General features: G+C 55.3%; 35 protein-coding genes. 33 read left to right on the forward strand and 2 right to left on the reverse strand.

From position 1 onward, the window contains the following. The first annotated feature begins 21 nt into the window (after positions 1-21). The 12 genes from ACT3RR_RS20710 to ACT3RR_RS20765 all read left to right on the forward strand — a co-directional run bounded on the left by ACT3RR_RS20710 (position 22) and on the right by ACT3RR_RS20765 (position 8,930). Positions 22-303, forward strand: coding sequence for a DUF905 family protein (locus tag ACT3RR_RS20710; protein WP_496201050.1), 282 nt, complete (start codon positions 22-24; stop codon positions 301-303). Positions 304-373: 70 nt separating this feature from the next. Continuing rightward, a complete protein-coding gene (locus ACT3RR_RS20715) occupies positions 374-2,422 on the forward strand; it encodes a ParB/RepB/Spo0J family partition protein (protein ID WP_496201051.1) in 2,049 nt (682 codons plus the stop codon). A 103-nt stretch (positions 2,423-2,525) separates the two neighbouring features. Further along, complete coding sequence (locus ACT3RR_RS20720; RefSeq protein ID WP_496201052.1) at positions 2,526-2,909, forward strand: conjugation system SOS inhibitor PsiB family protein; 384 nt, start codon at positions 2,526-2,528, stop codon at positions 2,907-2,909. 50 nt (positions 2,910-2,959) lie between these two features. After that, positions 2,960-3,640 carry a plasmid SOS inhibition protein A gene (locus tag ACT3RR_RS20725; protein WP_496201053.1) on the forward strand — a complete coding sequence of 227 codons (681 nt, stop codon included), beginning with the start codon at positions 2,960-2,962 and terminating at the stop codon, positions 3,638-3,640. 629 nt (positions 3,641-4,269) lie between these two features. After that, positions 4,270-4,641, forward strand: a complete 372-nt coding sequence (locus tag ACT3RR_RS20730) for a hypothetical protein (protein WP_250981643.1) — start codon at positions 4,270-4,272, stop codon at positions 4,639-4,641. 47 nt (positions 4,642-4,688) lie between these two features. Beyond that, positions 4,689-5,045 (forward strand): hypothetical protein, encoded by a 357-nt coding sequence (locus tag ACT3RR_RS20735; protein WP_496201054.1) that lies wholly within the window; start codon positions 4,689-4,691, stop codon positions 5,043-5,045. Between the two features lie 85 nt (positions 5,046-5,130). Further along, complete coding sequence (locus ACT3RR_RS20740; RefSeq protein ID WP_496201055.1) at positions 5,131-5,376, forward strand: hypothetical protein; 246 nt, start codon at positions 5,131-5,133, stop codon at positions 5,374-5,376. A gap of 50 nt (positions 5,377-5,426) precedes the next feature. Continuing rightward, positions 5,427-5,801 (forward strand): hypothetical protein, encoded by a 375-nt coding sequence (locus ACT3RR_RS20745; protein ID WP_496201056.1) that lies wholly within the window; start codon positions 5,427-5,429, stop codon positions 5,799-5,801. Further along, entirely contained in the window at positions 5,798-6,598 is an 801-nt protein-coding gene (locus tag ACT3RR_RS20750; protein WP_496201057.1) for an N-6 DNA methylase, read from the forward strand. Before ACT3RR_RS20745 ends, ACT3RR_RS20750 begins: the two co-directional genes overlap by 4 nt. 695 nt (positions 6,599-7,293) lie before the next feature. Beyond that, positions 7,294-7,665: a hypothetical protein gene (locus ACT3RR_RS20755; RefSeq protein WP_421589735.1), complete on the forward strand. Its 372-nt coding sequence runs from the start codon at positions 7,294-7,296 to the stop codon at positions 7,663-7,665. 92 nt (positions 7,666-7,757) lie between these two features. Continuing rightward, the gene (locus ACT3RR_RS20760) at positions 7,758-8,582 is read left to right on the forward strand and encodes a DUF932 domain-containing protein (protein ID WP_454834645.1); all 825 of its coding nucleotides are present in this window, start codon (positions 7,758-7,760) and stop codon (positions 8,580-8,582) included. 57 nt (positions 8,583-8,639) lie between these two features. Then, positions 8,640-8,930: a DUF5983 family protein gene (locus ACT3RR_RS20765; RefSeq protein WP_200227449.1), complete on the forward strand. Its 291-nt coding sequence runs from the start codon at positions 8,640-8,642 to the stop codon at positions 8,928-8,930. Positions 8,931-9,058: 128 nt separating this feature from the next. Here ACT3RR_RS20765 and ACT3RR_RS20770 read toward each other — a convergent pair whose 3' ends face one another. After that, positions 9,059-9,601 (reverse strand): lytic transglycosylase domain-containing protein, encoded by a 543-nt coding sequence (locus ACT3RR_RS20770; protein WP_496201058.1) that lies wholly within the window; start codon positions 9,599-9,601, stop codon positions 9,059-9,061. 750 nt (positions 9,602-10,351) lie between these two features. On the opposite strand from ACT3RR_RS20770, the gene ACT3RR_RS20775 reads away from it, so the two are divergent. Continuing rightward, positions 10,352-10,741 (forward strand): relaxosome protein TraM, encoded by a 390-nt coding sequence (locus ACT3RR_RS20775; RefSeq protein WP_496201072.1) that lies wholly within the window; start codon positions 10,352-10,354, stop codon positions 10,739-10,741. A 43-nt stretch (positions 10,742-10,784) separates the two neighbouring features. Here ACT3RR_RS20775 and ACT3RR_RS20780 read toward each other — a convergent pair whose 3' ends face one another. Then, complete coding sequence (locus tag ACT3RR_RS20780; RefSeq protein WP_496201059.1) at positions 10,785-11,399, reverse strand: Arc family DNA-binding protein; 615 nt, start codon at positions 11,397-11,399, stop codon at positions 10,785-10,787. A 199-nt stretch (positions 11,400-11,598) separates the two neighbouring features. Here ACT3RR_RS20780 and ACT3RR_RS20785 point away from each other — a divergent pair, with 199 nt between their 5' ends. From ACT3RR_RS20785 to traU, 20 genes are all read left to right on the forward strand, one after another. Next, positions 11,599-12,024 (forward strand): type IV conjugative transfer system pilin TraA, encoded by a 426-nt coding sequence (locus tag ACT3RR_RS20785; RefSeq protein WP_014695870.1) that lies wholly within the window; start codon positions 11,599-11,601, stop codon positions 12,022-12,024. 8 nt (positions 12,025-12,032) lie between these two features. Then, positions 12,033-12,335 (forward strand): type IV conjugative transfer system protein TraL, encoded by a 303-nt coding sequence (gene traL, locus ACT3RR_RS20790; RefSeq protein ID WP_037035618.1) that lies wholly within the window; start codon positions 12,033-12,035, stop codon positions 12,333-12,335. Positions 12,336-12,386: 51 nt separating this feature from the next. After that, positions 12,387-12,986, forward strand: coding sequence for a TraE/TraK family type IV conjugative transfer system protein (locus ACT3RR_RS20795; RefSeq protein WP_113877811.1), 600 nt, complete (start codon positions 12,387-12,389; stop codon positions 12,984-12,986). Positions 12,987-12,990: 4 nt separating this feature from the next. After that, a complete protein-coding gene (traK, locus tag ACT3RR_RS20800) occupies positions 12,991-13,722 on the forward strand; it encodes an F-type conjugal transfer protein TraK (protein WP_448313540.1) in 732 nt (243 codons plus the stop codon). After that, positions 13,719-15,119, forward strand: coding sequence for an F-type conjugal transfer pilus assembly protein TraB (gene traB / locus ACT3RR_RS20805; RefSeq protein WP_496201060.1), 1,401 nt, complete (start codon positions 13,719-13,721; stop codon positions 15,117-15,119). The genes traK and traB overlap by 4 nt, the downstream gene beginning before the upstream one ends. A gap of 14 nt (positions 15,120-15,133) precedes the next feature. Continuing rightward, complete coding sequence (rfaH, locus tag ACT3RR_RS20810) at positions 15,134-15,673, forward strand: transcription/translation regulatory transformer protein RfaH (RefSeq protein ID WP_496201061.1); 540 nt, start codon at positions 15,134-15,136, stop codon at positions 15,671-15,673. A 12-nt stretch (positions 15,674-15,685) separates the two neighbouring features. After that, positions 15,686-15,889 carry a hypothetical protein gene (locus ACT3RR_RS20815; RefSeq protein WP_200227467.1) on the forward strand — a complete coding sequence of 68 codons (204 nt, stop codon included), beginning with the start codon at positions 15,686-15,688 and terminating at the stop codon, positions 15,887-15,889. Positions 15,890-15,896: 7 nt separating this feature from the next. Further along, complete coding sequence (locus ACT3RR_RS20820; RefSeq protein WP_496201062.1) at positions 15,897-16,268, forward strand: hypothetical protein; 372 nt, start codon at positions 15,897-15,899, stop codon at positions 16,266-16,268. Between the two features lie 132 nt (positions 16,269-16,400). Then, entirely contained in the window at positions 16,401-16,787 is a 387-nt protein-coding gene (locus tag ACT3RR_RS20825) for a hypothetical protein (RefSeq protein WP_496201063.1), read from the forward strand. Positions 16,788-16,807: 20 nt separating this feature from the next. Further along, complete coding sequence (locus tag ACT3RR_RS20830) at positions 16,808-17,197, forward strand: hypothetical protein (RefSeq protein WP_448313534.1); 390 nt, start codon at positions 16,808-16,810, stop codon at positions 17,195-17,197. Further along, positions 17,194-17,868: an adenylosuccinate synthase gene (locus tag ACT3RR_RS20835; protein WP_448313533.1), complete on the forward strand. Its 675-nt coding sequence runs from the start codon at positions 17,194-17,196 to the stop codon at positions 17,866-17,868. Before ACT3RR_RS20830 ends, ACT3RR_RS20835 begins: the two co-directional genes overlap by 4 nt. Before the next feature lie 116 nt (positions 17,869-17,984). Then, complete coding sequence (gene traV, locus ACT3RR_RS20840; RefSeq protein ID WP_448313532.1) at positions 17,985-18,551, forward strand: type IV conjugative transfer system lipoprotein TraV; 567 nt, start codon at positions 17,985-17,987, stop codon at positions 18,549-18,551. Positions 18,552-18,660: 109 nt separating this feature from the next. After that, positions 18,661-21,330, forward strand: a complete 2,670-nt coding sequence (traC, locus tag ACT3RR_RS20845; RefSeq protein ID WP_448313531.1) for a type IV secretion system protein TraC — start codon at positions 18,661-18,663, stop codon at positions 21,328-21,330. Next, positions 21,323-21,757, forward strand: a complete 435-nt coding sequence (trbI, locus tag ACT3RR_RS20850) for a type-F conjugative transfer system protein TrbI (RefSeq protein WP_213053024.1) — start codon at positions 21,323-21,325, stop codon at positions 21,755-21,757. Before traC ends, trbI begins: the two co-directional genes overlap by 8 nt. Further along, on the forward strand, positions 21,754-22,374 hold the full coding sequence (gene traW, locus ACT3RR_RS20855) for a type-F conjugative transfer system protein TraW (RefSeq protein ID WP_377434709.1): 621 nt from the start codon (positions 21,754-21,756) through the stop codon (positions 22,372-22,374). The genes trbI and traW overlap by 4 nt, the downstream gene beginning before the upstream one ends. Beyond that, the gene (locus ACT3RR_RS20860; RefSeq protein ID WP_014695883.1) at positions 22,371-22,646 is read left to right on the forward strand and encodes a hypothetical protein; all 276 of its coding nucleotides are present in this window, start codon (positions 22,371-22,373) and stop codon (positions 22,644-22,646) included. Before traW ends, ACT3RR_RS20860 begins: the two co-directional genes overlap by 4 nt. Next, positions 22,646-23,359 (forward strand): hypothetical protein, encoded by a 714-nt coding sequence (locus ACT3RR_RS20865; protein WP_448313530.1) that lies wholly within the window; start codon positions 22,646-22,648, stop codon positions 23,357-23,359. The genes ACT3RR_RS20860 and ACT3RR_RS20865 overlap by 1 nt, the downstream gene beginning before the upstream one ends. Continuing rightward, positions 23,346-23,741 (forward strand): hypothetical protein, encoded by a 396-nt coding sequence (locus tag ACT3RR_RS20870; protein ID WP_448313529.1) that lies wholly within the window; start codon positions 23,346-23,348, stop codon positions 23,739-23,741. The genes ACT3RR_RS20865 and ACT3RR_RS20870 overlap by 14 nt, the downstream gene beginning before the upstream one ends. A 2-nt stretch (positions 23,742-23,743) precedes the next feature. Continuing rightward, positions 23,744-24,316, forward strand: coding sequence for a hypothetical protein (locus tag ACT3RR_RS20875; RefSeq protein ID WP_448313528.1), 573 nt, complete (start codon positions 23,744-23,746; stop codon positions 24,314-24,316). Beyond that, positions 24,286-25,278 carry a conjugal transfer pilus assembly protein TraU gene (gene traU / locus ACT3RR_RS20880; RefSeq protein WP_448313527.1) on the forward strand — a complete coding sequence of 331 codons (993 nt, stop codon included), beginning with the start codon at positions 24,286-24,288 and terminating at the stop codon, positions 25,276-25,278. The genes ACT3RR_RS20875 and traU overlap by 31 nt, the downstream gene beginning before the upstream one ends.

Below are 25,278 nucleotides of genomic sequence, written 5' to 3' on the forward strand. Positions count from 1 at the left end.
AACCCGAAGGAGACCTGAAGAATGCACACACAAAACGTCAAGACCGCCGCTCCTGAATCTTCCGAAAGATGGGGGACGAAAGAACAACGCGTCCTGTTGCCTGCCGGTGAATTCACCCGTCAGCAGGCGGAGGCCGTAGCAGCGGCATACAGCAATATCGCTATTGAGGACGATCAGGGGACGCATTTCCGCCTTGTCCTGCGCGTGTTCGGGCAGATGGTCTGGCGGGCGTGGAATTTCCAGCCTGATGCGGGGGCAGAGTTTAACAAATTCATCGTCAGCAACGGCGTGAGAAAGCAGTAAGGCAGTGAAGTGAGGTGCCGGACGATGGGGTCGTCCGGCAGACATAAATCAACACTTGAGGTATTTCACTATGTCAGTAACCGAGTCTAAAGCAGTATCTACAACCCGTAAAGCGGCAAAAAATCCTAAAAACGCCGCGCAGAGCGCCGCCGTGGAGCAGGCACTGGCAAATACGCCGGTCGAGATGGTGCCCCTGAGCCAGCTGGCACTGTCACCGCTGAATGTGCGTAAAGTGTCCCCCGATCCGGTGAAATTGCAGGAACTGGCAGACAGCATTCGCGCCGTGGGCGTGTTGCAGAACCTGATCGTACATCTGTTGCCGGATGGCCTGCTGGGCACCGCCGCCGGTGGCCGCCGTTTTCGTGCCCTGAACATCCTGCTGAATGGCGGGATGATCACCGCAGATTACGCAGTGCCGGTGAAGACCGTCACCGAAGAGATGGCAAAAATCGTCTCCGCAACGGAGAACTTTCAGCATGAAGAGATGCACCCTGCCGACCAGATTGCGGTGTTTGGTGAAATGAGCCGCGAAGGGAAAACGGCGGCACAAATCGCGGGTGTGCTCGGCTACAGCACTAAACACGTTCAGAAATTCCTGCGGCTGGCAGGCATGGCTCCGGCGTTGCTTGCGGCGCTGGCCGAAGACAAGCTCAACGTTGACCAGTTGCAGGCACTGTCGGCCAGCGAAGATCAGGAACGCCAGCTGAACGTCTGGGAAAATGCCTTCGGCTATTACCGCAACCCGAAGGAACTGCGGGAAGCGGTGCTCAAGGGCGAGGTGCCCGCTGCAGGCAACCGCCTGCTCGACTTTGTCGGGCGTGAAGCTTACGAACAGGCAGGCGGCGGGTTCCGCTACGATTTGTTCTCTGATGAAGGCTTTATCGGCGATACCGTGCTGCTCCACACCGTCGCCCGACAGAAATTGACGGATATTGCCGCCGGCATTGCGCAGGCCGAAGGCTGGTTATGGTCGGAGGGGCGCACCGAGGGGGTGAGCACCTACGGTGAAGATGCAGAGCGTTATCTGTTACTCAAACAGCCTGCCGGTGAACTGACTCCGGAGGAACGTGCGCGGTTTGATGCCCTCGGTAAGCAGCTGGAAACGCTGTCTGAGCAGGATGATGACGAAGACGCAGACCATGACGCACTGGAACTGGCTGCAGATGGCTGTCAGGCCGAAATGGACGCCATCGAAGCCGCCGCAAACATCCGGGCATGGGATGACGATGTTCGTGCCCACGGCGGCGTGGTGGTGTCACTGTTGCACGGGGCGATTTCTGTCCGTCGCGGCGTGATGCTGCGCAGCGACCTGCCGGAAATTGCCGCAGATGATAAAACCGGTGTTAATCAGCACCTCAGCAGTATCCGCACTGAAGGCAGCGAAGAAGAATCTGCGCAACCACAGGCCAAACCGCTGAGCGCCGCACTGGTCAAAAGCCTGTCCAGCGAGCGCACCTTAGCCGTACAGGCGGCACTGGCGGCACAACCTCAAATGGCACTGGTGATTTTTGTGCACGATTGCCTGAAATCCACCTTTACCACCCATTCATATACGGCATCCACCCTCAAAGTTTCGCTGCATGCTCACACCGGCAACCTGCTCGACAATGCCCCGACCGCAAACGACGGACTGGCGATGCAGCATCTTAACGCCATGCACGAAGCGTGGCAGGCACAGCTGCCGGACAACTGGCACGAAAGCTGGGACTGGTTACTGAAGTGGGATACGCAGCAGCTGATTTCTGTCATGGGCTACTGCCTTGCCAAAACGCTCAACGGGGCATCAGAACGCCTGAGCCACAAAGACAGCAAGGCAGGAAAAGAACTCGAGCCGGTGGAGGCGATGCTGGGCTTCACGCTGCGTGACTGGTGGCTGCCGACGAAGGCCAACTTCTTCGGGCGTATCAGTAAAGAGCAGATTTCCGACAGCCTGTCGCAGGCCGGTCTGGACGGCGCGGCACGGGACGCCCTCAAAATGAAAAAAGCCGAGGCAGCAGAACTGGCTGAAGACAAAATCACACTGACCAGTTGGGTGCCTGAATGCTTGATGGCTGTCTGTGAGCAGCCGGACGCTGGTACGGATACTGACACTCACACCGCCGCAGCCATTGCCGCCTGATAAGGAGACGCCGCTCCGTTAAGGGGCGGCATATAACACCATGAAAAACAGTCAATCTCATTTTCTTGCCAATATTCTCGGTTGCCAACCGGCGGGGGCTGAAATGCCTCTGGAACTGCGTGGCAACTTCCGTCAGATGTTTACGGACTCTGTTCTGCAAAACGTTGATCTGCCCGCTGCATGGTCTGTTGATGTGCCTGCGCCCTGCGAAGAGGGGTTTCTGTCGAGCTGCTGCGTGCTGACGGCGGCGCCTGATATCCGGCTTATCTTCGGGCATGGCGGAGCAGATGCCCCCTTCTGGTCGATGGGGCTGTTGTTTGACAACGATTTATCGGTCGCGTGGTTATTTGTGTCTGAGGTTATCGATAACGCTGCAATAGCGGCTATCGGGCGCGAAATTGAGCGCATCGATGAGTATGTGCATGCGGGATATACCGGCGCGGGCAGACTGGCCGCCGCCTTGCGGTTTACGGGGGTGGCCGTATGATCCCCCGCTCACATGCGGTAGTCCCGTTACAGCCTCAGCGGCGGGCAGCCATGCAGGCCATTGGTTATGTTGAAAGCCGCAGTGAGACGGCCCACCGGATGGGGAGATACCCCTATGCCCATGCCTTTTTCCGGTTTATGGGCAAACCGGCTATTGGCGTAGATGACATCCGGATGCTCGACGGTACTTTTGACCCCAGCCAGCGGGGGCGTCTGGGTAAGGAGCGATATATCGCCGCCCTCGATATGCTTATTTCGACACGGGGCGCATCGTGCCCCTCTCCGTTGTCGGGCGGAGTAGGGCACAGCCTGTTCCCTGAAGTTGAACGCAGAGAGCGGCAGCGGGGGGAGCAGCGTGCCCGTCTGAAGGCTAACCGCAGGCAAAATGTTGAAGCAAAAGCAGGGGAACAGAAGCGGATACGCTATGAAACGCTGTTGGGGCAGGCTGAGATCGAGCTGGCATTTTGTACCCCGAGCACGGTCAGGCCGTGGTACGACAACTGGTCGCGCAGAGACTTGCTACTCCACGATTTAGGCGAACTGGTTTACGCGTGGTTTTCACGCTTTCCCAGTCTCGGGCATTTTGACCGGTACTTTCTGCGGTATGAACCGCTGTGGGTGGTGATGCTGGAAGTAAACCGGCACGCTGACGAACAGAGTGAGTTTGAGGTCTACCTTGATCGCCTGATGCTGCCGAATCGTCTGTCTGACCTGGAGAGAAAAGAAAGATAAACCCGCAAGCTGCTGCGGCTGCGCCGCGGCGGCTTTGCTTTGCCTCCGGTCTGTTTCACCGGCTTCTCTCTTTCATTCCTTTCGTACGTTTCCTCTCCTGGCTTCCCCTGTTCTCCTTCATTTGCTTATTTCTTTGATTCTTCTCCCTGTCCATCGATGTCCGGCTTTTCTTTTCCACAACAAACCACAAAGGCTGGAACCTGTCCCCCTTCGGCTCATGACCAGCAGGCTGGTCAATCGTCGAGCCCGACTACGCTAACCGGCAAGCCGGTAAGCTCCGCGTAACCCCTGTGGGGTTACGGCCTGACGGCTAGGGTCTGATGGTAAAAAGCCAGGTCAACCCCCGCAGCCGGCTGCGCCGCCGCACGGACACTGGCCGGTAAACCGGCCGCTAAGGACGCCGGCGCGTTCCCCGCCGTCGGGTGTGTGCATTCTGCCGGGTGCGGTTATCCATCTCGCGGCAAGCCCTTACGCGGAGGGCTGGGTGTAGCACCGCCACCCAGGTTAACGCAAGGGTGAAATGCACGCCTGCGGCGCCCTTGCGTTCCCCCGTCCGTCGTCGCTACTTCGCCCTTTGCCGCGAAAGAACTCACCGAGAGATGACATTTAACCTGAAGGGGACCTGAAGAATGCACACACAAAACGTCAAGACCGCCGCTCCTGAATCTTCCGAAAGATGTGGAAAAACCACGACCCTGCGCATGGACGGCTTTATTACTGACATTTCGTCTTCCCATCCGTTCGATGTGATCCGCGCGGACGTGGTGATTTCCCGCCTTGAAAAGCAGGCTCATGCTGGGTGCGGGTTGCATTACGAGATTTACGAATCCCGCCTGATCAGCAGTGCGTTAAATCATCTTTCGCGTCTGCCGATGAAAGACCGTCCGGTATTTATCGGTGTGGCAGACCGCAGAGGGATCACGCTTTCGTGGGCGGCAGAGGAAAAGGCTCAAAACGCCTATTGCGAATTAATGGCAGAGATTGCGGCAGAGCAGGAATAACAGCCGACGGCGGGATTGTCCCGCCGTCAACATCGAGGAGAAAAACCATGTACACACCTGACATCATCACCGGCGAAGCGGGTAAAAACCGGTTCGAATGGAGTGCAGGCGCGGAGGCCGCTTACTGGGAGGCGCGGGCAAAATCTTATGTGACCGCGCCGGTGGAAATCGACCTGCACAGATATATGGACGTGCTGGGGACGTTACCGCCGCTGGACTGGCAGGGCGATCGGGACAGCGAATCATTCAAGTTTGCCGAAATGATGTGCGGCAGCGTGACGGACATTTACGCGAAAGTCGAAGGCCGGTATTTCCAGCTATGCGATGAATGCACCCTGAGCCATGCCGAAATTGTGCGACGTATTAAGGAGGTGTTAAGCAAAGAAACCGTAGTGCAGAAATGAAAAAAGCAGACTTTCGTCTGCTCTCTCATGCCGGTTTCGCCCGTTCAAAGCTAGGCCGGCTGTCAAAAATTAACGGAGATAAGCCATGAATTTCGACCCACAGATAATTGCATCCCCCGCGCCGTTTGTAAAGTCTGAGACGGCAAAAAAGCACCCGCGCCTTGTGCGGGAACCGCTGAAAAGTCAGGACATCACCGTGCCGTTTAAGGCGCTGGGGCGTCACATCGCCAAATGTCAGCGCAAACACCAGTCCGTAAGAGTACCCGCCATGCGAGCCAGTGAACTCGGTCAGGTGCTGCGCACACTGGAACTGAAACGGGCTTACGCCTGATGACCTTGCCGCCCTGCGGGGCGGCAATTCAATGACTTTTTGGGGGCCGTATGAGTAAGCAACTGATGTTTAGGGCGGAAACGCTGAGGCCGGTCATGATGGATCTGAAAACGAACGGCGGCGCGTTGCTGCTGGTCGGTGAGGAAGGCATTTTTCTGACCGCTGAAAAACCGTCTTACGTGGGGGCAAAACGCACCATTGCCTATGCCGAAGGGTTTGATCTCGAGCATTGGGATGATATCGGGGAGCTGTTTGTCGCAATGGATGAAGCGACAGGCATTGAGGGGGCAATGTTGGAGGTTCTGAACGTTGAACCTGAGATGCTGGAACTGCTGACTAGCCGCGTTGCCGATCTGACGGTGAGCATTGATGGCGGTGAATTTTCCCTGAGGGCGGCGGTGTGTGAAACGGGCAAAACAGCATGAGCCAGTTATCTTTTGATTCGCTGTTTTCTCAGCCTGAAATGCCGGAGTCCAGCGCAGTTAAACCGGTTTTCGTGACAGCCGTACCGCACGCTGACGTGATTGCACCTTCCCTGCCTGTGCGCGACAGCGCCGTTTCGCCGCTGGATAATCACCGCAAAGATTTTGTGAAACTGTTTCGTGAAACGGCTCGCTATCACAACCGGTATCAGGTGTTCAGGGACTTTGTGACGATGGCCGCCGTGGCTCTGGAAAATGCCTTTTTGCAGTGTGACGAGCTGGAAAATGAATATTTTCAGACGATAGCCGGTTACGAAAAAGACGATTTGAACCGCATGGCACGCTTACTGGCTCTGGTCACGGAAGGACTTGACGCCGGTATGTGTGATTTTCTGGGTTCCATTTTTATGGAGCTGGAGATCGGCAGCAAGGACATGGGGCAGTTTTTCACTCCGTTTTCCCTGAGCGAGCTGATCGCGGGGCTGGTCATGGGGCAGCGCGTGCAGGAGCTGGCGGATGGTGCGCTCTATGTTACGCTCGATGAGCCGACCTGCGGCGCAGGCGGTATGGTGATCGCCGCCGCTAAAGTGCTGCTTGACCGTGGCTATAACCCGCAGACGCAGCTGTTAGTGCAGTGCACCGATCTGGATCCGGTGGCGGCGCGTATGTGCTTTGTGCAGCTGTCCCTGCTGGGCATTCCCGCCTGTGTCAGGATAGGCAACTCGCTGAGCCAGAAAATCACCCGAGAAATGTACACGCCGTTCTGGTATCGCATTAAGGGCAGTTGCCGGACATTCTGAGGAGAGGGCAGGGAGCAATCCCTGCTTTTAGCCCGTAAAACACCCTCAGCAGTCAAACTGCTGCGGCTGCGCCGCGGCGGTCATGCTGCTTCTCCGGCCTGTTTCTCCGGTTTCTCTCTTTCATTACTTTCGTACGTTTCCTCTCCTGGCTTTCTCTGTTCTTCTTCTTCTTCTTTTTCTTCTTCCTCTGACTATTCCTTTGACCCTTTTCCCTGGTCATCTGTGTCCGGCTTTTCTTTTCCACAACAAACCACCAGGGCTGGAACCTGTCCCCCTTCGGCTCATGACCAGCAAGCTGGTCAATCGTCGAGCCCGACTACGCTAACCGGCAAGCCGGTAAGCTCCGCGTAACCCCACAGGGGTTACGGCCTGACGGCTAGGGTCTGATGGTAAAAAGCCAGGTCAACCCCCGCAGCCGGCTGCGCCGCCGCACGGACACTGGCCGGTAAACCGGCCGCTAAGGACGCCGGCGCGTTCCCCGCCGTCGGGTGTGTGCATTCTGCCGGATGCGGTTATCCATCTCGCGGCAAGCCCTTACGCGGAGGGCTGGGTGTAGCACCGCCGCCCAGGTTAACGCAAGGGTGAAATGCACGCCTGCGGCGCCCTTGCGTTCCCCCGTCCGTCGTCGCTACTTCGCCCTTTGCCGCGAAAGAACTCACCGAGAGATGACCATTAACCCGAAGGAGACCTGAAGAATGCACACACAAAACGTCAAGACCGCCGCTCCTGAATCTTCCGAAAGATGGGGGGCGAAAACCACCTCGCTGCGCAGGGACGGTTTCATTACTGACATTTCGTCGTCTCATCCGTTTGATGTGATCCGCGCCGACGTGGTGATTTCCCGGCTGGAAATTTATGCAGGCAACACCTGCGGCCAGCATGCCGAAATTTACGAGTACACCCTGATTTCCAGCGCCGTCGCGCACCTGAAACGCCTGCCGGAAAAAGACCAGACGGTGTTTTTGCAGGCGGCGGAAAAGAAAGGCCTGACGCTCACGGACGAGGAAGTTGTCCGCACCGCAAACGCCTATTGCGACCTGCGCAATGAACTGTTTGAAGAGGAATAGCGTCTTTGCCGGGCGGTGAACGTCAGCTGCCCGGCGCGCTTTTCATGACTCACACCTGACCCAACAACATGATCAACATCGAGGATAATATTATGCGTTTAGCGTCCCGCTTTGGTGCCAAAAATCAGATCCGCCGCGACCGTCCGCTGACCAATGACGAGTTGGCCAGCGTCGTCCCGAGCGTGTTTTCAGAAGAAAAACACGGCTCCCGCAGTGACCGTTATACCTATATTCCGACCATTCAGCTGCTCGACAGCCTGCGCAAAGAAGGCTTTCAGCCGTTCTTTGCCTGTCAGACCCGCGTGCGGGATGAAGCCCGGAAAGGCCACACCAAACACATGCTGCGGCTGCGCCGCGAAAATCAAATCAACGGCTGCGAAGTGCCGGAAATTATCCTGCTCAATTCACACGACGGCAGCAGCAGTTATCAGATGCTGCCGGGAATTTTCCGCTTTGTTTGTTCGAACGGCATGGTGTGCGGTGAGGACTTTGGCGAGGTGCGTGTCCCCCACAAAGGCGATGTGACCGGGCAGGTTATTGAGGGGGCGTATGAGGTACTCGGCATCTTTGACAAAGTCGATGAGCACATGAACATCATGAAAGAGATCCCCCTCAACCGTGACGAACAAGACCTGTTCGCCCAGGCGGCGCTCATGTATCGCTACGGAGAAGAGGATAAAAAAATCCCGGTGACCCCGGCCAGTGTATTAATGCCACGCCGCCGCGAAGACTGCCAGAATGATTTATGGGTGACCTTTCAGCGGGTGCAGGAAAATATGATTAAGGGGGGATTAACCGGTCGCAGCGAAAAAGGAAAACGCACCACGACGCGGGCGGTTAACGGGATTGACGGCGACGTGAAATTAAACCGTGCACTGTGGATGATTGCCGAACAGTTTAAAAAAATGAAGGCGTAACATTTTGCATTTAAATTAGGGAGAGTGTTCGCTCTCCCTGTGCATAAGGTCAACAGTATGGAAAAGATTCACGGCATGACATGCAGCACGGCACATATAACGCCGGGCGATGGAGAAATTTTATCGCAATACGTCAACGAAAAATTCCCCTGGGTATTTGACACCGGCTATGGCTATCTTTTAATGCTGCGTGAATACCGGTATCCGGTATTGAAATTAAAAGAAATGGGGATTTCAAAGCCCGTGAGGAAGTTGGTGTTTTGTATGCGCAAACAACATCAAATCGGGATGATCTGTTTTGACCCGGACGCTGATACTCTTGACGGGTACGATGTTTTTGAATGGTAGCGGTTTATCTGTCCGGCGCAATCGAAAAGCGCCGGATATTTGACGTCATTATATTATTCTCCCCTTCGAATTATTTCTCCTCCCGCACCATAAAATCAGAAAACGTATACGCACGCCTCGTGGTTGCATTAATGATTGTTTCTTTTTGCTTCTGTATTTGCTGATGCCGTTGACCTGGCCAGAAGCGGGTTTTCGTCACGCTGTGCGATTTGTTTATTTTGAATCATTTGTGTGGCCAGCAGGATGCGATATATATTTTTAATAGCGGTTGCGTAGGCCCGTCGCTGCGCGATGAGCTTCGGTGATGGACCGGTGTTATACATCCCGACGCTGTCCCAGTTTTTACCGTAAGCCCGGAAATTGTGCGCGAGTACCCAGGCGCCGGTGTAAATACAGGTACAGGGTTCTTTCAGTAACCGTTCACGGGTAATATCAAATTTTCGCAGCGCCGCATAATGTGAACTGTTAACCTGCATGCCGCAGACATCTTCTGTTTTATTACGGTTACGGTCATTAATGGCGTCCATTCTCAGGCGCGACTCTTTTATTGAAATGGCGGTCAGTAAAAGCGGATCAATACCGTAATCGCGTCCCGCCTTGTTAAAACAAATTTCCGGGCTGGCCTGGGCAGAAAACACCGCCGCCAGCGTAAGCAGAGCATACCATTTCATTATTTTATATTCCCCAGGAATGCGCCGGATAAGCGCGGCGTGATTTCTGGCGAAAATACGCTTTCACCTTTCCCGATGCAAGATAATTAGTTACAGACGCGCACAGGGCGCTCTGCGAACGCCTTCTGATGTCACCACGGAATTAAATAAATCAACAGAATAGGGATATTTCACCAGGCCGCTTTTTCTTACAACTTACATCACACCCCACGCAAGATTTCATCTTGCGGTTTTATTGTTATAATTCATGGCGTTAACCGTGATTTTTAATGTATTTTTACAAGTATCCCGGAAAGTGTGTGCTAATTAGCACACCTTGCAGTGCTGAATGGTGTGTTATCAAGGTGTCTGATTGTGTGTTAATCCGGCACTGCATCCAGCACTATCTGGTGTGCTGATGGTGTGTAAGACTGTTTATCAATGGGTTGAATATCATCTAAATGTGTGCAGTGCCTAATCAACACACATTGAAAATCTCACTAGTGCCTGATTAACACACATTCAAAACGCATATAGTGCCTAACCCACACACATAAAAACTTTCCACAGTGCCGGATTAACACACCCAAACCAAAACGGACGAGGTTAATTTGCAGTGCCGTATTGACACACACTGAGTTTCGGCAGAATAATCGCCACCAACAGAATAACACCTTTCGCTTTATCTCACCCATGCGGTTGCCTAATACCTCGGGAAATAACGCGAACATCACCGGCAATAAACCCCTGCCGGACACACAGGAAAAAGAGATGGCCAGACGCAATATTTATTTCAAAGAAAAAACCGAAAGGGAAGTGCTGGAGCTGGTGCAGATTGAGTTGCAAAACGGCGCCTCGCACGGCGAGGTGAACTTTTCCTCCGTGGTCAATGAACTGGTTAACATCGGATTGATGGTGAAAAAACACCAGGGCGAAGGAAATAGCTTTGACCAGGAAGGATTTAACCGGGATTTAATGCGCAAAGTTTCCGGCAGCCGTGAGGGTATCAGCATTATGATGGCCATGATGTCAGAAATGTATTTGCAGCTGCGCGGTGAGATCGGGAATGAAAAACTGGAGGAACTGCTCGACAGAAACCTCTCCGGCATGAGCGCCGCCGAAGACAGGTCGGAATCAAAACATTTTATCGCAGAAGAGTGAAGTTTATGCCGGGCTGGCTGCCCGGCATATCTTGTCAGGATATCTAAGATCCCAATTCGTTATTTTCCTTATTCGTTAACGGGTTCTCCGCCACCGCCACCTTCGACACAATGAATTCATCGAACAGCATCGCCAGCGAACGCAGTCGTTTTATTTCCTCATTTTCGGGCAACTGCTGCTCAGTAAAATAACTGAGTGACCCTAACAGGCGCTGAACGATTTCCTGATTCATACTGCGCTGATTAAACCGCGCGCTGATTTCCATGTCCTTTTTTAAATTCACCGGGAAACTGCTGCTAAAACGTCGCATTTTACCGGCCACAAACTGCCGCTTATCATCCACCACCGTGGCTTCCTGAGCATATTTTTCCCGCAGCATATCCAGGTGCGCCTGAATAAATTCATCAAACAAACGGGCCAGGGCTAATAATCGCTCTCCCTCCTCGGTTTTAATAATGGGTTTTTTCGGGGTGAAATCCAGCGACTGAATCAGCCGGCCCACCACCTCATCGTTCATGCTGACCCCGCGAACGCGGGCGGCAATGCGCAACTCCAGCAGCAGATTTTCAGGCGCCCAGAGTACGCGGTAACGCACTTCGCCCATCGTATACTTTCTCGGGCGGCCGCGCCGTTCGTATATCTTCTCTTTTACTTTCATATTTTTGTGCCTGATTGAAATAACACAGGAAATGAGAGTGTGAGCCTACTACCGGTGGATGATAAGAAATATCTTAGAAACTGAAAAAACTGTGATATGTGTCACAGTTTTTTTTTTTTTGACTCAATGTAAGATAGGCGGGCGTTACGTCTGTTTACGCACGCTGACATTTTTATTACTTAAATCGAGGTTTTTCATAATGAAATCAGTGATGACCGATTCCGGTATGACGGAAGGGGTAGCGGTAGCTTTGCCTGAAGGGGGACATAATCTCCAGAAGGGGGTTATCGGCAACCTTCCATTTTACTTTAGTGCTTTTTATTCTCACCGTATTAAACCCGTTATTTCGCAGTCTCCCGCCGCCCGGCGAAATCTTATTTTCTTTGCGCTGGCCCTCGCGGTTGTTATTTCCCCTCACCTGGTTCACGCAACGGATTTAATGGCCACGCAAAAAGCGGATGCCAATGATACTTTTGGTCATGGTTCGACGGTGGAGTGGGTGTTATATGTGGCGGAAATTATCGTGTCGGTGACCGGTTTTATTAAAACCCGTAACCCGATGGTATTTGCCGGCCTTATTATGCTCATCCTTATCACCCGCGCTTTCTTCGCCCTCATTAATTAATTCCTTCTATGGACCAGGACTCGTTGAAATATCGATTCCCGGAAACTCTCAATCAGCAAAAACGCGTTGCCGGACTGCCACCCGAGGAAGCCTTTGTGCTTTTAGCCTGTGGGGTGACGGGGTTCTTCTGCGACATTTTTATCGTGATGCTGTGCGTGGGTGCCGTTCTGTGGCTGCTTATCCGACATCTTAAAAAAGGCCAGGGCTCATGGTGGCTCTTAAACCTTCTTTACTGGTATCTGCCAACGGTGCTTTTCCGGGTGCAGTTCAGGCGGGTGCCTGATTCAGGCAACCGTCACTGGATGCAGTAGCGTGTGCGCCACTTTCGGGTGGCGCCTTTTCCCTGCCCGAAGGAAGAAACGATGAAGTATCAAGTGAAAGAAACGCGAAACCGGGTGACGATGCTGGCTCTGGCGTCACTCGGTTCGCTCCTTGCTCTGAGCCTGGTGGGTACCTGCATCACCGGCGCAATGGCCTGGCATTTTGCGACCACGCAAAAAACCATCACCACCCCGATGTTATTTGACCGGTCATTCACCTCCGATGCGTCGCAGGGGGATGCCAACCTGAACAACATGCTGGTGCGCTCGTTTGTTAACTTACGTCTGAGCGTGACGCCTGACACCGTTGACAGCCAGCACGCCGCCCTGTTGCGCTGGGTACCGCCCGAAGCCCGTTCTGAGCTGAAAAAAGCGCTGGCCGTCGAGGCGGATTACATCAAGAAGAACGGCATTTCCACGGTGTTTCGCATCGAGGATGAGGCGTTCGACTCGGCGACCGGAGACATCATCGTCAGCGGTACGCTCTCTGCCAGCACCTCTAACGGCAGCCTGAAGCTAGACATCCCCGATGTGCATAAAGCCTACCGGCTCAACGTGAAATATGTGGACGGCATTATCCGTCTGACCGCCTTCCCCGAAGTGCAGCCCCCTCAACCCGTGTCAAAACAGCATCAGGGATAACCGCATGAAAGCACGACTTCTTGCCGCGTTCGTCGCCGGCCTCTGCCTCGTACCGGCTGCGATGGCCGACGTCAGCGGCCCGGCGGGCACCGTATTTGAAAATGATGCGCACCTGAAAGCGCAGCTGAGCAATACCAGCCCGAACAAAATTGTCATTGAGGGTGAGCTTATCACCCGCGTCACCGGCCCCGACGGGGCCTTTACCCAGGAAAACACCGAAGACGGGGCACTGCTTATCACGCCGCTGACCGGCCAGAACTTCACGCTCTTTCTGGAAACGGCCAGCGGTATCGGCGCCTCTCTGGACGTGACGCCAAAGCCGGGCAGCGGACATACGCTGCACCTTATCCCCGCCTCAGCACCGCTTAAGGCCAACCCGGATGCAAAAGCCTGGGAGGAAAGCCAGCCTTGGGAGAAAACGCTGGTGAGCATGGCCCGCACGGTGGTGAACGGCGGCGTGCCTGACAGCTATACCGAAGCCAAAGCGGCGCGCGGACCCGCCTACAATCCGATGCCGGGCGTCCTGCTGACCCCTGAACGCCAGCTGGTCGGCTCGCACCTGCTGGTCATGCGCTATCGCATGAAAAACACTGGCTACATCACGCGATCGCTGTCAGAGAAACAGTTCTGGCAGAAGGGTGTCCGTGCCGTGATGTTGTCCACCCATAACCTTTACGCCGGCGGTGAAGGGTACGTGTGGGTTATCTTCTCCACGGCAACGGAGGGCGGGGTATGAGCAACATCAACACCACGACCCGCCGCAAGCAGTGGGTCATGACCGGCGTGTGTGTCGCGGTGGCCCTCGGCGTCGGGGGCGGGATATGGGCGTATGCCCACCATCAGACAGCGCTGAAGAACCCGACCAAACCCAAAGCTGTCGATATGACCGGCGGCGTGGTCACCAGCTCCTTTACCGACAACCTGGCCACGGCGGCGCTGGCCCAGCAGCAAAACAAAACCTCGGCGCTGGAAAGCAGCGTGAACCAGCTCAAAACCGACCAGCAGCAGCAAAACGAAGCCCTCAAGCAACAGCTTTCTAAAATCATGGACGCCATGAGTAAGCTGCAAAGTCAGCCGCCTTCTGCGCCCGTGCCCGGCGCACCGCCATCCGGGACAGCCAACGGTCCCGGTGCAGGCACAAACGGCCCGGTTGCCACCGGCCCGGCCAGCCCCGCGCAGTGGAACGTCACCGACCCCAACCGTGGGCCGGGGGGCGGGCAGGGCAGTCAGTTTTATCCGGGGCAGGGTCAGGGACAGGGTGCCGGTTTTTACCCCGGCACCGGCTCGGGCCATCTGGGGGGCATGACCAGTAAAACTTTCAGCTATACCTCACTGCAGGCCAGGAAAACCAAACTGCCGTGGATACCGTCCGGCTCCTTCTCGGAAGCGGTAATGATTGAAGGGGCCGATGCCAACGCCAGCGTGACCGGTCAGCAGAACACCTCTCCCGTGGTCATCACCCTGATTGGTGATGTCTCCATGCCCAACGGTAAAACCTACAACATGGACCAGTGCCGCGTCACCGGCGAAATCTGGGGGGACATCTCCAGCGAACGCGGTGAGGTCAGAACCAAAAACATCAGCTGCATCCTGAAAAACGGCAAGCATATCGACATGCCGTTTGACGGACACGTGGCCTATCAGGGCAAGCAGGGTATTCGCGGCAAGCCGGTGATGCGTAACGGTCAGATCATCGGCTACGCCGGTATGGCAGGGCTGCTCTCTGGCTTCGGGGAAGGCATCAAGTCAGCCGCAACGCCGTCAGTCGGACTGGGGGCTACGGCGTCAGTGGGTGCCGGCGATGTGTTTAAGCAGGGGATTGGCGGCGGTGCCAGCAAGGCGGCTGACACGCTCAGCCAGTACTGGATAAAACGGGCTGAGCAGTATCATCCGGTGATTGACATCGGCGCGGGCAACAGCGTGACCGTGGTCTTCCAGCAGGGCTTCCGTCTGGAAACCATTGAAGACATTGAAGCGGATAAAGACAAAAAAGGGGACGCACAGAACAACGTGCAGCAGGTGGCCGGTAATGCCTCCACGCAGGTGAATAACGTCACCCGCGCCGCCGTCCTCAATCCTGATGACGTGTTGCGTCAGGCGAGCCAGCTGAAGCTGGGCGATACCATTAACTGACAGGGGGAGGGGATATGGAACACTGGTACGTGGCACAGACGCAGTATGCACAGGAAAAACGCGCACAACAGCATTTGGACAATCAGGGGGTGACCTGTTTCCTGCCGCTTTATACGGCACAAGTCATCACCCCCATGTTACTCGGCAGCCCGCTGATTAAAACGGTGTCACCTCAGGCACTTTTCCCCGGTTACATCTTCGTGCGTTTTGATCCGGAGGTTATTCACACCACCACCATCAAAAGCACAAGGGGGGTGTCGTCCTTAATCAGTTTTGGCGGCATGCCATCAGTGGTGCCCGATGCGGTGGTGGAGCGGCTCAAAACCCATGACTGCCTGTCACCTGCACCGACTATGCCGGTGCACGGTGACCGGGTGGAGGTGCTCAGCGGGGTGTTTGAAGGGCTGGAAGCCGTTTGGGACGAACCCAACGGAGCCAGGCGAGCCATGCTGATGCTGACGCTGATGAATCAGGTTGTACGGGTGCCGGTCAGCGGGCGCCGGGCACCGGAAACGCTGCGTGTCCGGGTGTTGGGGCGGGGAGCTGCGGCATAAAAAGGGGGAAACGTGGTGAAAAATCGGGAACAACGTATCCGGCTCGGCGCATTAAAAGTGCGTTACCGCCAGGCCTGGAAGCGCAAAGCGTCATCCTGTGAGTTGTCGGCACTGCTCAGTGACATTGAAAAACTTGAGCACGGCCAGTCTGATGCTGACGCCGGGAACGCGACGCAGCCAGTCAGTGGGCCGGAAGCCTGCCCTTCGGAATATTGAGGAGAACATGATGATGCTGAGTAAACACAACCGGTTGCCCTTTGCCATTCTTGTCCTGGGGTTTATCGCCTATTTTAACCTCTGGGCGTATATCAATCAGCATGCGCAGATGCAGGTTAACTGGCCGAGGTGGCGGGGTTATCTTCTTGTAGGAAGCCTTTTTTTAGTCTGGGTTTACTTCGTCGCAAGGGATAAGTATTTCGACGTTTTTACCGTCTTGGTTGCATCCATTATTCCGCTGCTCTTAGGGCTGATATGGCTGTTGGGTGTCGTCGTCATTTACTGGCGGCTTCCCGAGTTAAGACCGGATGATGTCGCGGCTCTGTTCCTGATTGAAGGTTATGGCGTCATTTGTGGAGGAATTGTAGAAAGCCTTTAGTCAATTTTTATCCTTCATACGCTAGGGAAATCAGCACGTCACAAGACGTTTTATCTGGTGGTTCCCCCACATCTGCGCTGCTTACTACCCGGCTAATCTGAATGACCTCAACTTCGGAATATTGAGGAGAACATGATGTTTCTGAGTGATTGTAAAAACAACCGTATTCCCTATGTCATCCTTTGTCTGATAACCCTCGGATTTTATGGCACATGGGCATACGAATTACACCAAACAACACCGGCAGACTGGAGTGATTGGCGCTTTGCCCTCGTTGTCGGCGCAATTTATCTGTTTCTGATTTATGCCAGCGCAATTGATTTTTCGGTCATCAATACGCTCTGCATAATGGTCGCGCTCTGGGGCGTGCTGGCTGTCTTGTTTGTGCTGTGTGCCTTTGTCACCTGGAAATTACCTGACCTCGGCCCATCCCTTATTAACGATATTTTAATGACGCATTGCATTATTTCACTCGGGAGTGCCGTGTGGGGCCGAATGTTTCAATTCGTGCAGTATTAGCACAACGAATAGGGAAGACTATGATGATGCTGAGTAAGCACAACCGGTGGCCCTTTGCCATTCTTGCCCTGGCGTTTATCGCCTATTTTGGCGGCTGGGCCGCTATCAATCAGTTCGCGCATATACGGGCAGAATGGAGCATATGGCGGTGCACGCTGCTTTTGGGGAGTATTTATCTTTTCAGTGTTTTCTTCGCCGGCAGACGAAAATCATTCAACGGAAAAATCATTCTGACTGCACTCGGGTTCCCCCTCGTGTTGGGCCTGTTGGGTTTTACCTTTTGGATCATCGTGGCCTGGCGTCTCCCGGTATTAAACGCTGACGATATCAACGCACTCTTTTTGATAGAAGCCTGCTGCGTGTTAACGGGGGGAGTGGCGGCAAAGTTATACGAGGTTTATGGCGTATGACCCATGACGAACTGAACGCGATTGCGGCGAAGTGGTGTAAGCGTCCGGCGAGCGGTAACGGCCCCGGCTGTCAGGTGGCATTAACGGAAGTAGGCGGACTGTACGGTGGTGAGCGCGCCGATGTCTTTGCGTACCGGTGGGGTTTTGACGGCGGTTCGGTGGTGGTGGAGTCCAAGGTCAGCCGCTCTGATTTTCTGGCTGACCGGGCAAAACCCCACCGCAGTGGCGAGATAACGGGCATGGGCACTTACCGGTATTACATTTGTCCGGAAGGTTTAATCGGCCTTGATGATCTTCCCGACCGTTGGGGGCTGCTGTGGGTGAACACACGCGGACATGTCAGGGTGAAGGCCGGTCATATTTGTGGCTGTCTCGCATGCGGGTATCTGGGGCACCAGTTGTCGCCGTTCTGGCAACATCCGACAGACCTGCGTTTTGAACTGGATATGCTGGCTTATGCATTGGCGAAATTTGCTGATCCAGAAGGCGCTAAAAAGGTCGTCCGAAAAGCGGTCAGGGAAAAGTCGCGGCTAGCCAGCGAGTGTGACCATTTGCGTCAAAACCTGAAGAAAACGGAAACAGAAGCATATACGCTCCGCCGCCTGGTGCAACGATATGAAGAAATGTTCGGCCTTCTGCCCGCAAATCCCGCATATGTACTATCCCGTTAACCTAAGAATCGCGCACCCGTAATTCAGAACACAGAAAGTCCCCCCACTGCACTGCCTACCATTCACTCATTTTTTCTTTCACAAACGGCGGCATCGCCGCATCCGGAGTAAACACCATGTTCAAAGTCCTTCCTGTCGTGCTGCTGTGCGGCATGCTGACCGGCTGCGCCGGTATGAATTCCGATTTCGACTGTAACAAGACAGCCACTGATCAATGCCTGTCCATGTCAGACGCCAGTCACCTGGCCGCCAAAGGCAAAAGCCTGGACGACCTGACGGCGGAGGCGCAAACCGTCCCAAAGCCTGCCGCTGAGTCACTGGCTCCCACAACAAACATCAAACCCAACGTGTCGCCTGACCGTCCCATCAGCGTCGCCGGTCTGGCCCCCCGGCCGATAGCCGGCACGCCAGTATCCAATAACGACGCCATGCTGCGGGCATCAACCATTCCGGTCGCAGGCAGTAACACCCGATCTCTCTCGGCCATCCGCCCCATCACGCCGGCTGACTATGCCGGTCCGGGACAGGTGGACGCCCGTCGTATTCCCGATGCCACGCAGCGTCTGTGGATCGCCCCCTGGGTGGATGAGCAAGACAGCTTCCATCAGCCCGCCGTGGTCGAGTTCGTGAAGAACAAATCCCGCTGGGATGCCGATTTTCGCGTGATCAGTGAAGGGGAATGAGGCCAATGAAGCGGACCTTAACGCCCGAATTTATTGACGCGCAGCCTGTGCCTGCGTCATCCCCGCATCCTATTTGTTATTCACAACGCTTTGAAAAAATGGGGGCGTCATGAGCGATTCCTGGTTAGACCAGCTGGCTAACATTTTTGCCGGCAGTAAAGATGAAGGCGGGGCAAAGATGGCGGCCGACATGTTGCAGCAAAGCCTGAGCTATCCGTCCATCACCAGCCTGTTGCCCTACCGTATGTATGATGAAAAAACCGAACTGTTTATCAACAGCCGATCCATCGGCTTCATCATGGAAGTGGCCCCGCTGGCCGGGGCCAATCAGCAGGTTGTGCAGGCGCTCGATGACCTGTTGCGCAAAAAAATGTCCCGCAAAACGCCGGTGACCGTGCTGATGGTGGCCAGTAAGTGTGTGGGTGAGATGCTCGACAATGGCCTCAGTAAGGATATGTGGAAAGGCAGCATGGCGAAACCGCTTAATGCCATCACCAAAGCCTACTGGGAGCGGGCGGCCCTGAAGGGACTCAGTAATGACCGGGAATACCCGCTTTATCTGCGTAACTACCGCGTGTTTCTGGTGTATGCCCGCTCAGGGCGAGGCGGTATCCGGGCGATGGACGCCGTTGTGCAACTGCGGGAGACGCTGCGCGTCTCACTGATGGCGGCCCATATGGAAACCCGCCGCGTTGGTGCCCCGGAATTTCTGTCGATCATGCGGGAACAGCTTAACTACCGGCCGGGACAGGTGACCCGCAGTCCCGATCACTGGAACACCGACCAGGAACTGCACCGCCAGTGCGTCGACCACAGTACCGAAATGGAAGTGCGTCCGGGCTATCTGCGGTTGACCACCGCGCGTCAGCCTGAGGACCGAATCCTCGGAGACAGCCGCGATACCGCCGTCGCCAGCACCCGTATTGTGAATATGCAACTGACTAAAGCCCCGGCGAGGTTTGCGCTCTGGCAGGCGTCAGACAATCTGCAGAACATGCGTTTTCCCGATCTGGGTATTCCCTGTCCGTTCATCCTCAGCTGGACGGTATCCGTGGAAGATCAGGTAAAAAGCCAGAACGACGCGTTTCGTAAAGAGCAGGACCTGGGTAAGAAAGCCGGTACATCCTACGCCAAGCTTTTCCCCGGCACCCAGCGGGCGTATGAGGAATGGCGAGACCTGCGGCAGGGGCTGGCCAGTAACGAAATTGCCATGTGCAATTTCTCGCTGAACCTGACCCTGTTCACGCCGGATGACGCCAGCGAACAACAGTCGTGTGAACTGGCGGCCATCAACGTCTTTCGCAAAAATGATCTGGAAATCTCCGCCCCGCGCTTTCAGCAGTTGCGAAACTGGATCAGCTCCTTCCCCTTCATGATGCAGGAGGGGCTGTGGGAAGACATGGTGGTGATGGGTTCGACGCTGCGTTGTAAAAGCTTTAACGCCGTCAACCTGATGCCGGTGGTGGCTGAGCGGCAAATGTCACCGATAGGCAGTCCGTTGCCGACCTACCGTAACCAGCTGGCATTTTTCGATATGTTCAGCGAAACCAGTGGTAGCACTAACTACAACATTGCGGTGACGGGGACCACCGGCGCGGGCAAAAGCTTTTTTATTCAGGAAATCCTGCGGCAGGTGCTGAACTCCCACGGCTTCGCCTGGGTTATCGACATGGGGGCGAGCTACAAAAACTTCTGTAAACAAGCCGGCGGGAAATACCTGGACGGTGCCACTCTGCGCTTTAACCCCTTTGCGAACGTGGTGGACATTAAAGAGTCGGCAGAAGGCATCACTGGCTTGCTGACCGTACTGGCCAGCCCTAACGAGCCGCTGGATAAGGTCAGCGAAACCATTCTGCTCAAAGGCGTGGTCGCGGCCTGGGAAGCGAAAGCCAACAAAGCCCGTATTGATGACGTGGTGGCGTACATGATTTCGCAAGAAGTCACCACCACTTACGAATCCCAGCCGACCATCCGTGACCGTATTAACGAGCTGGTTCTGCTGCTCGACCGCTGGTGTACCTGGGGGGCGAACGGGGAGTACTTCAACTCCGATAATCCGACGCTCGATGGCGAAACACGCTTTGCCGTGCTGGAGTTGCTGAGCCTGGAAAACCAGCCACACCTGCTGTCCGCCATCCTGTATTCGCTCATTCTGGCCATACAGGAAAAAATGTACCACTCGCCGCGTGACCTGAAAAAAGTGGCCATTATCGACGAAGCCTGGCGTCTGTTCAGCGGCTCTAACCCGCATGCTGCACGCTTTATCGAAACCGGCTACCGGACGGTGCGTCGCCACCGTGGGGCCTTCATCACCATCACGCAGGGGATTAAGGACTTCACCGGGACCAAAGACCAGGCCGCACCGCCGGCGGCGGCCGCAGCCTGGGATTGTAGCGGGACGAAGGTGACGCTGTTGCAGGATGCCAAAGCCTTTAAAACCTACCTCAATGCCAACCCTGACCAATTTACCGAGCTGGAAACGCAGGTCATTCGCGGCTTCCAGCCGGCGAAAGAAACGGGCTTCAGTTCGGTGATGATTTCGACCGGGGAAAACAGTTCCTTCCATCGCGTTTTCGTCGATCCGGTCACGCGGGCGATGTTCAGTACGCGCGGGCAGGATTTCCAGTACATGAGCGAGGCGCAGGATGCGGGGGCCACCAGTGAAGAGGCGGCCTACCTGCTGGCCTCTGAACCCGACATGTATCAGGACGAAATCCGCGAGCTGGAAATTTGGGCAGGGTTGCGTGTGAAAGAAACCGAGGAAATCAACCGTGAATGAAACCGATATCGACGCGCAAAACGTCAGGCAGGGCATCAGCATCACACCGGCCAGTAAGGCCGGTTTTTTCAACAAGAAATTCGTGCGGGCTGGGGCGGTGGCACTGTTGCTGACACTGCTGCTGGTCACGGTGTGTGCCGGTATCAGCGCACTGGTCGCTCAACAATTTCAGCGCCGGACAGTGGTCTTTGACATGAAGGGCACCATCGATCTGTTTATGCAGCAGTCGGCTAAAAAGCAGCTGGATGAGAACAGCGCACGGGTGTTGACCACCCGGTTTGATCAGGCGCTTAAAGCCAGCCTGAATGACTGGCAACAGGCGCACGGTGACCTGATCCTGGTGCCGCCGGCGGTGGTGATGCCCGTACTGGACATCACACCTCAGATCCAGGCTGACATTGCCCACCGCATGCAGGAGGCACCATGACATCACGCTGGGTTATCTGCCTGCTGGCAGGCTTATTTAGCCTGTCAGCAGGGGCAAAGGATCTGGGCACTATTGGTCATTTGTTTCCGATAGCCGAGCCTGACCTGCTGGATTTTATCGGTCAGCGCCTGCAGGGCATGAAAGACAGCGGTGAGATGGACAGGATCCAGCGCGAAGCCGAAGCCAGGGTGAAAGCCCACGCCGTTCGCCCCGATCCGGTGGCGGGCCTGACCCCGGCGAAAACCGACCGCACGCTGCACTATGATCCGACGTTTACCGTGCGTGAAACTATCCGCGATATGCGCGGTAACGTGATCGCCCGTGCCGGTGACCAGGTCAATCCGTTGGATAAAGTGCCGTTTAGCGAAACCCTGTACTTCATTGACGGCGACAACCCCGCGCAGATGAAGTGGGTGAAACAGCAGCTGGCCGGGCAGGTTAATTTCAAAGTTATTCTGGTGAACGGCAATATCCGGGACAGCAGCAATGCGCTGGATGAACCGGTGTACTTCGACCAGTACGGCACCCTGACAACAAAATTTGGCTTCGAGCATACGCCGGTACGTATCAGCCGCGACGACAGGACGCTCAAGGTCGAGGAGGTGGCACTGAAATGAATCACTGCGTTAAAGACAATCACGACGCGGATAACATCAAACGCTTTGCCACCACCGTGCGGCTGGGCGATACCGATAAAAACGGCCTGCGGGCCATGACCGAAGAGCACCCGCTTTACACCGAATCGGTGGTTATCCGCGCGGCTCTGCAGACGCTGCTGGCCCTGAGCGCTGAGCTTCGCACCTCGCTCATCCTGGCGTCACTGAATGAGCACGATATTCGCACGGTACTCCAGCGTCACGGGCCTCTGTCTAAAGAAAGGAGCGTGTGATGGACAGCCTGACGAACATCGATATTCATAGCCATCAGGCACAGTTTGTTATTTTGGTCGAAGTGTTTCTGCTCATTTACTTACTGTATGACTCGATACGCAGGAGGGGGACAAAAACGGACTCACCCCCCGTCGTCCCTGCAATCTTGCCTGAACAGCCGCGGCCCACACCGCCACATCATGTCGCTGAAGGTTGGTTCAGACAAGCCTGGCCATTAAAGCAAATGGTCTTGTTGGTGGAGATGAAGCCGGAAACTGCCCGTACTGATTTACCCCCCGTTTTGCGTGAACTCGCCGACCGTTTGAGGGCGGGGCACATCACAGGTGATGAAGACGTGCATATTGCGGGCGCAAGTCGCGGTTCTGTCAGTTGGCGTCTTCGTTATCGCGTCACGCCTGAGGGGAACTCCTTTTTTGCAGACCCCTATGGCGGCGAAACACAAGCAGGCACTTTTGCCCGTGAGTTTACGCCGTTAAGCATTGACTGGGACGGTACGCAAGAACACCTTGCCATCCTGCTTCAGGGGATCCGAACGACCCCGAACGACACGCTGGCTGACTGGCTGGTCAATATCCCGACACTTTTAGACCAGGGGAAAACGGAAGGCACGATGCATGACGATGATGCGGGGTGGTCTTTTCGCGCATACTCAGCCGTTGCCTTTGAGCGACATCGCGAACATGCCCAGGGCAAACATTGTGAACGCGGTTAGCGCCTGGCTAAAGTCATTGCTGACGTGCGTTATCGGTCAGCATGACGCCGGGGGAAATACAGGCGGGCAGGAAGAGGCGCTTTATCTGGCGGTGGCCCTCGATGTGGAGCACCTGCTTAAAGACCACGGGCTTTTCCTGAGTACCAATCCTTTATACGAAGTTCCTGTGCCTGAAATCGTGCTCACACAGCTGGCCAACATGCTCCTTTACTCCTGGATTGGCACACTGCCCGCCCACATCAAACCCGAAGAGAAAATTGCCCAAATCCGGATGGAGATCGCTGCCGGCATAAGTGCACAGAAGGTGCACCGGATGCTCAGGCGATTGCGTCAGCGCGGATTGTACGTGGCTTCTTTCGCCTCCTATCAGAAGGTTGAATAAGCATGGAATGGTTTAATTTTATTGAAATGGCTAAAGCGCACCCCCGATTATTTTTCCTGGCGTTATACCTCGTTATTTTAGTGTTCGTGGGAGTCAACTGGCTTGAGTATAAAGCGAATACGCAACGTGGCGAACCATTGCATGACGCACGGATGGACGATGAGATCCGTTCAACGCGGCACCGATACACGGCACCCGTTACCGGAAAAGCCCTGTTTTTACAGATGAATGAGGAATATTTCGATGCCATCTTCTCCGCATTTTTGCGCAGTTTGCAGCGAGCCGGCTTCACATTATCAGACAGGGAAGTGGGGCCGCCTTCATTATATCTATTGACAGAGGTGACGCTGGACATGTTGGCACGGGACGTCGACCGTGCGCGGCAGGAATACATGACTCTGGCAGGCACAGACGTTGAAGCCGATATCGGCTATCAGATACAGTCCGGGCGGGCGCTGATGTTTCTTATCCAGCTTATCGGCAGCTGTGAACGGCTGGGCTGGAAGGTTATGCCGGTGGTCAGGGTCAGGGAACCGGAGGACGAATGCGCAAGCTCATTCTCTGCCTTACCTTAATCTGGACGGCCTTTCTGTGCATGCCGGCACAGGCGGCCAGTACGAACGCCGGAGACGGCCGCTGGGTGAACCCTATCAGTGATGTCTGCTGGAAATGCCTGTTTCCCATGACGCTCGGTAGCATTCAGCTGGCTTCCGGTTCGCACCCGGACACCCCCAATCCGGCATCGCCTATCCAGCTGTGCCCTTACGGCATTTTTTACCGCCTGGGGCTGGCCATCGGCTTTTGGGAACCCGTTGCCCTTACGGACGTGACGCGCGAACCTGGCGTGATGGTCAATATGGGCGGGTTTAAAATTGACCTGGGGCGGACAGGTACCGGCACCGGCGGGCAGAGTGACAAGCCTTCACCCGGCGCGTTCTACCATGTGCACTGGTATAAATATCCGCTGATTTACTGGCTGAATATCATCACCAGCACCGGTTGCATGCAGACCGGCGACATGGATATTGCTTACCTTTCCGAGGTTGACCCGCTGTGGAATGACAGCACGCTGTCGATGATCATCAACCCGGAAGTGAGCCTGTTCTCTAACCTGCTGGCACAGGGGGCCTGCGCCGCCGACTCGATTGCCTCCACAGCCGGTGTGCCGCTGGACCCGCTGTTCTGGTGTGCCGGTGCGCAGGGGTCGATGTACCCCTTCACGGGCTACACCAGCAACGAGTTTTCGCCGCTTGAGGCGTCGGTGCTGGTCAGTGAACGGATGGCGTTCAAACTGCACCGGGAGGGACTCGTGATGGAGACGGTCGGGGCGGACGTGGCGGTGTGCTACGAGTATCCGTCCCCGATTATCCCGAAATCCCGCTGGCGATATCAGATGGTCAACATGTATCCCGAAGCCAGCGACTGCCACCCCTTTGGCACGACCACGCAGCTGTGGGGCCCGGTACATAACGCCCCGACATCCAAAAAGAACTTCGGCTACCTCCTGTGGCGAAAGCGTAACTGCGCTTATCTGTAA

The organism is Ewingella sp. AOP8-B2-18, from assembly GCF_052376015.1.
Taxonomy (GTDB): Bacteria; Pseudomonadota; Gammaproteobacteria; order Enterobacterales; family Enterobacteriaceae; genus Ewingella; species Ewingella allii.

What these genes read in the sequence shown, in the direction of transcription:
- ACT3RR_RS20775 (WP_496201072.1), top strand. Translation starts at nt 10,352, where the DNA reads ATGGCCAGACGCAATATTTATTTCAAAGAAAAAACCGAAAGGGAAGTG.
- ACT3RR_RS20825 (WP_496201063.1), top strand. Translation starts at nt 16,401, where the DNA reads ATGATGTTTCTGAGTGATTGTAAAAACAACCGTATTCCCTATGTCATC.
- ACT3RR_RS20735 (WP_496201054.1), top strand. Translation starts at nt 4,689, where the DNA reads ATGTACACACCTGACATCATCACCGGCGAAGCGGGTAAAAACCGGTTC.
- traB (WP_496201060.1), top strand. Translation starts at nt 13,719, where the DNA reads ATGAGCAACATCAACACCACGACCCGCCGCAAGCAGTGGGTCATGACC.
- ACT3RR_RS20725 (WP_496201053.1), top strand. Translation starts at nt 2,960, where the DNA reads ATGCAGGCCATTGGTTATGTTGAAAGCCGCAGTGAGACGGCCCACCGG.
- ACT3RR_RS20785 (WP_014695870.1), top strand. Translation starts at nt 11,599, where the DNA reads ATGAAATCAGTGATGACCGATTCCGGTATGACGGAAGGGGTAGCGGTA.
- traU (WP_448313527.1), top strand. Translation starts at nt 24,286, where the DNA reads ATGCGCAAGCTCATTCTCTGCCTTACCTTAATCTGGACGGCCTTTCTG.
- ACT3RR_RS20715 (WP_496201051.1), top strand. Translation starts at nt 374, where the DNA reads ATGTCAGTAACCGAGTCTAAAGCAGTATCTACAACCCGTAAAGCGGCA.
- ACT3RR_RS20875 (WP_448313528.1), top strand. Translation starts at nt 23,744, where the DNA reads ATGGAATGGTTTAATTTTATTGAAATGGCTAAAGCGCACCCCCGATTA.
- ACT3RR_RS20795 (WP_113877811.1), top strand. Translation starts at nt 12,387, where the DNA reads ATGAAGTATCAAGTGAAAGAAACGCGAAACCGGGTGACGATGCTGGCT.
- ACT3RR_RS20835 (WP_448313533.1), top strand. Translation starts at nt 17,194, where the DNA reads ATGACCCATGACGAACTGAACGCGATTGCGGCGAAGTGGTGTAAGCGT.
- ACT3RR_RS20740 (WP_496201055.1), top strand. Translation starts at nt 5,131, where the DNA reads ATGAATTTCGACCCACAGATAATTGCATCCCCCGCGCCGTTTGTAAAG.
- ACT3RR_RS20865 (WP_448313530.1), top strand. Translation starts at nt 22,646, where the DNA reads ATGGACAGCCTGACGAACATCGATATTCATAGCCATCAGGCACAGTTT.
- traL (WP_037035618.1), top strand. Translation starts at nt 12,033, where the DNA reads ATGGACCAGGACTCGTTGAAATATCGATTCCCGGAAACTCTCAATCAG.
- ACT3RR_RS20780 (WP_496201059.1), bottom strand. Translation starts at nt 11,399, where the DNA reads ATGAAAGTAAAAGAGAAGATATACGAACGGCGCGGCCGCCCGAGAAAG.
- ACT3RR_RS20720 (WP_496201052.1), top strand. Translation starts at nt 2,526, where the DNA reads ATGCCTCTGGAACTGCGTGGCAACTTCCGTCAGATGTTTACGGACTCT.
- ACT3RR_RS20745 (WP_496201056.1), top strand. Translation starts at nt 5,427, where the DNA reads ATGAGTAAGCAACTGATGTTTAGGGCGGAAACGCTGAGGCCGGTCATG.
- ACT3RR_RS20755 (WP_421589735.1), top strand. Translation starts at nt 7,294, where the DNA reads ATGCACACACAAAACGTCAAGACCGCCGCTCCTGAATCTTCCGAAAGA.
- traC (WP_448313531.1), top strand. Translation starts at nt 18,661, where the DNA reads ATGAGCGATTCCTGGTTAGACCAGCTGGCTAACATTTTTGCCGGCAGT.
- ACT3RR_RS20710 (WP_496201050.1), top strand. Translation starts at nt 22, where the DNA reads ATGCACACACAAAACGTCAAGACCGCCGCTCCTGAATCTTCCGAAAGA.
- traV (WP_448313532.1), top strand. Translation starts at nt 17,985, where the DNA reads ATGTTCAAAGTCCTTCCTGTCGTGCTGCTGTGCGGCATGCTGACCGGC.
- rfaH (WP_496201061.1), top strand. Translation starts at nt 15,134, where the DNA reads ATGGAACACTGGTACGTGGCACAGACGCAGTATGCACAGGAAAAACGC.
- traW (WP_377434709.1), top strand. Translation starts at nt 21,754, where the DNA reads ATGACATCACGCTGGGTTATCTGCCTGCTGGCAGGCTTATTTAGCCTG.
- ACT3RR_RS20820 (WP_496201062.1), top strand. Translation starts at nt 15,897, where the DNA reads ATGATGATGCTGAGTAAACACAACCGGTTGCCCTTTGCCATTCTTGTC.
- ACT3RR_RS20770 (WP_496201058.1), bottom strand. Translation starts at nt 9,601, where the DNA reads ATGAAATGGTATGCTCTGCTTACGCTGGCGGCGGTGTTTTCTGCCCAG.
- ACT3RR_RS20730 (WP_250981643.1), top strand. Translation starts at nt 4,270, where the DNA reads ATGCACACACAAAACGTCAAGACCGCCGCTCCTGAATCTTCCGAAAGA.
- ACT3RR_RS20830 (WP_448313534.1), top strand. Translation starts at nt 16,808, where the DNA reads ATGATGATGCTGAGTAAGCACAACCGGTGGCCCTTTGCCATTCTTGCC.
- ACT3RR_RS20765 (WP_200227449.1), top strand. Translation starts at nt 8,640, where the DNA reads ATGGAAAAGATTCACGGCATGACATGCAGCACGGCACATATAACGCCG.
- traK (WP_448313540.1), top strand. Translation starts at nt 12,991, where the DNA reads ATGAAAGCACGACTTCTTGCCGCGTTCGTCGCCGGCCTCTGCCTCGTA.
- ACT3RR_RS20750 (WP_496201057.1), top strand. Translation starts at nt 5,798, where the DNA reads ATGAGCCAGTTATCTTTTGATTCGCTGTTTTCTCAGCCTGAAATGCCG.
- ACT3RR_RS20860 (WP_014695883.1), top strand. Translation starts at nt 22,371, where the DNA reads ATGAATCACTGCGTTAAAGACAATCACGACGCGGATAACATCAAACGC.
- ACT3RR_RS20760 (WP_454834645.1), top strand. Translation starts at nt 7,758, where the DNA reads ATGCGTTTAGCGTCCCGCTTTGGTGCCAAAAATCAGATCCGCCGCGAC.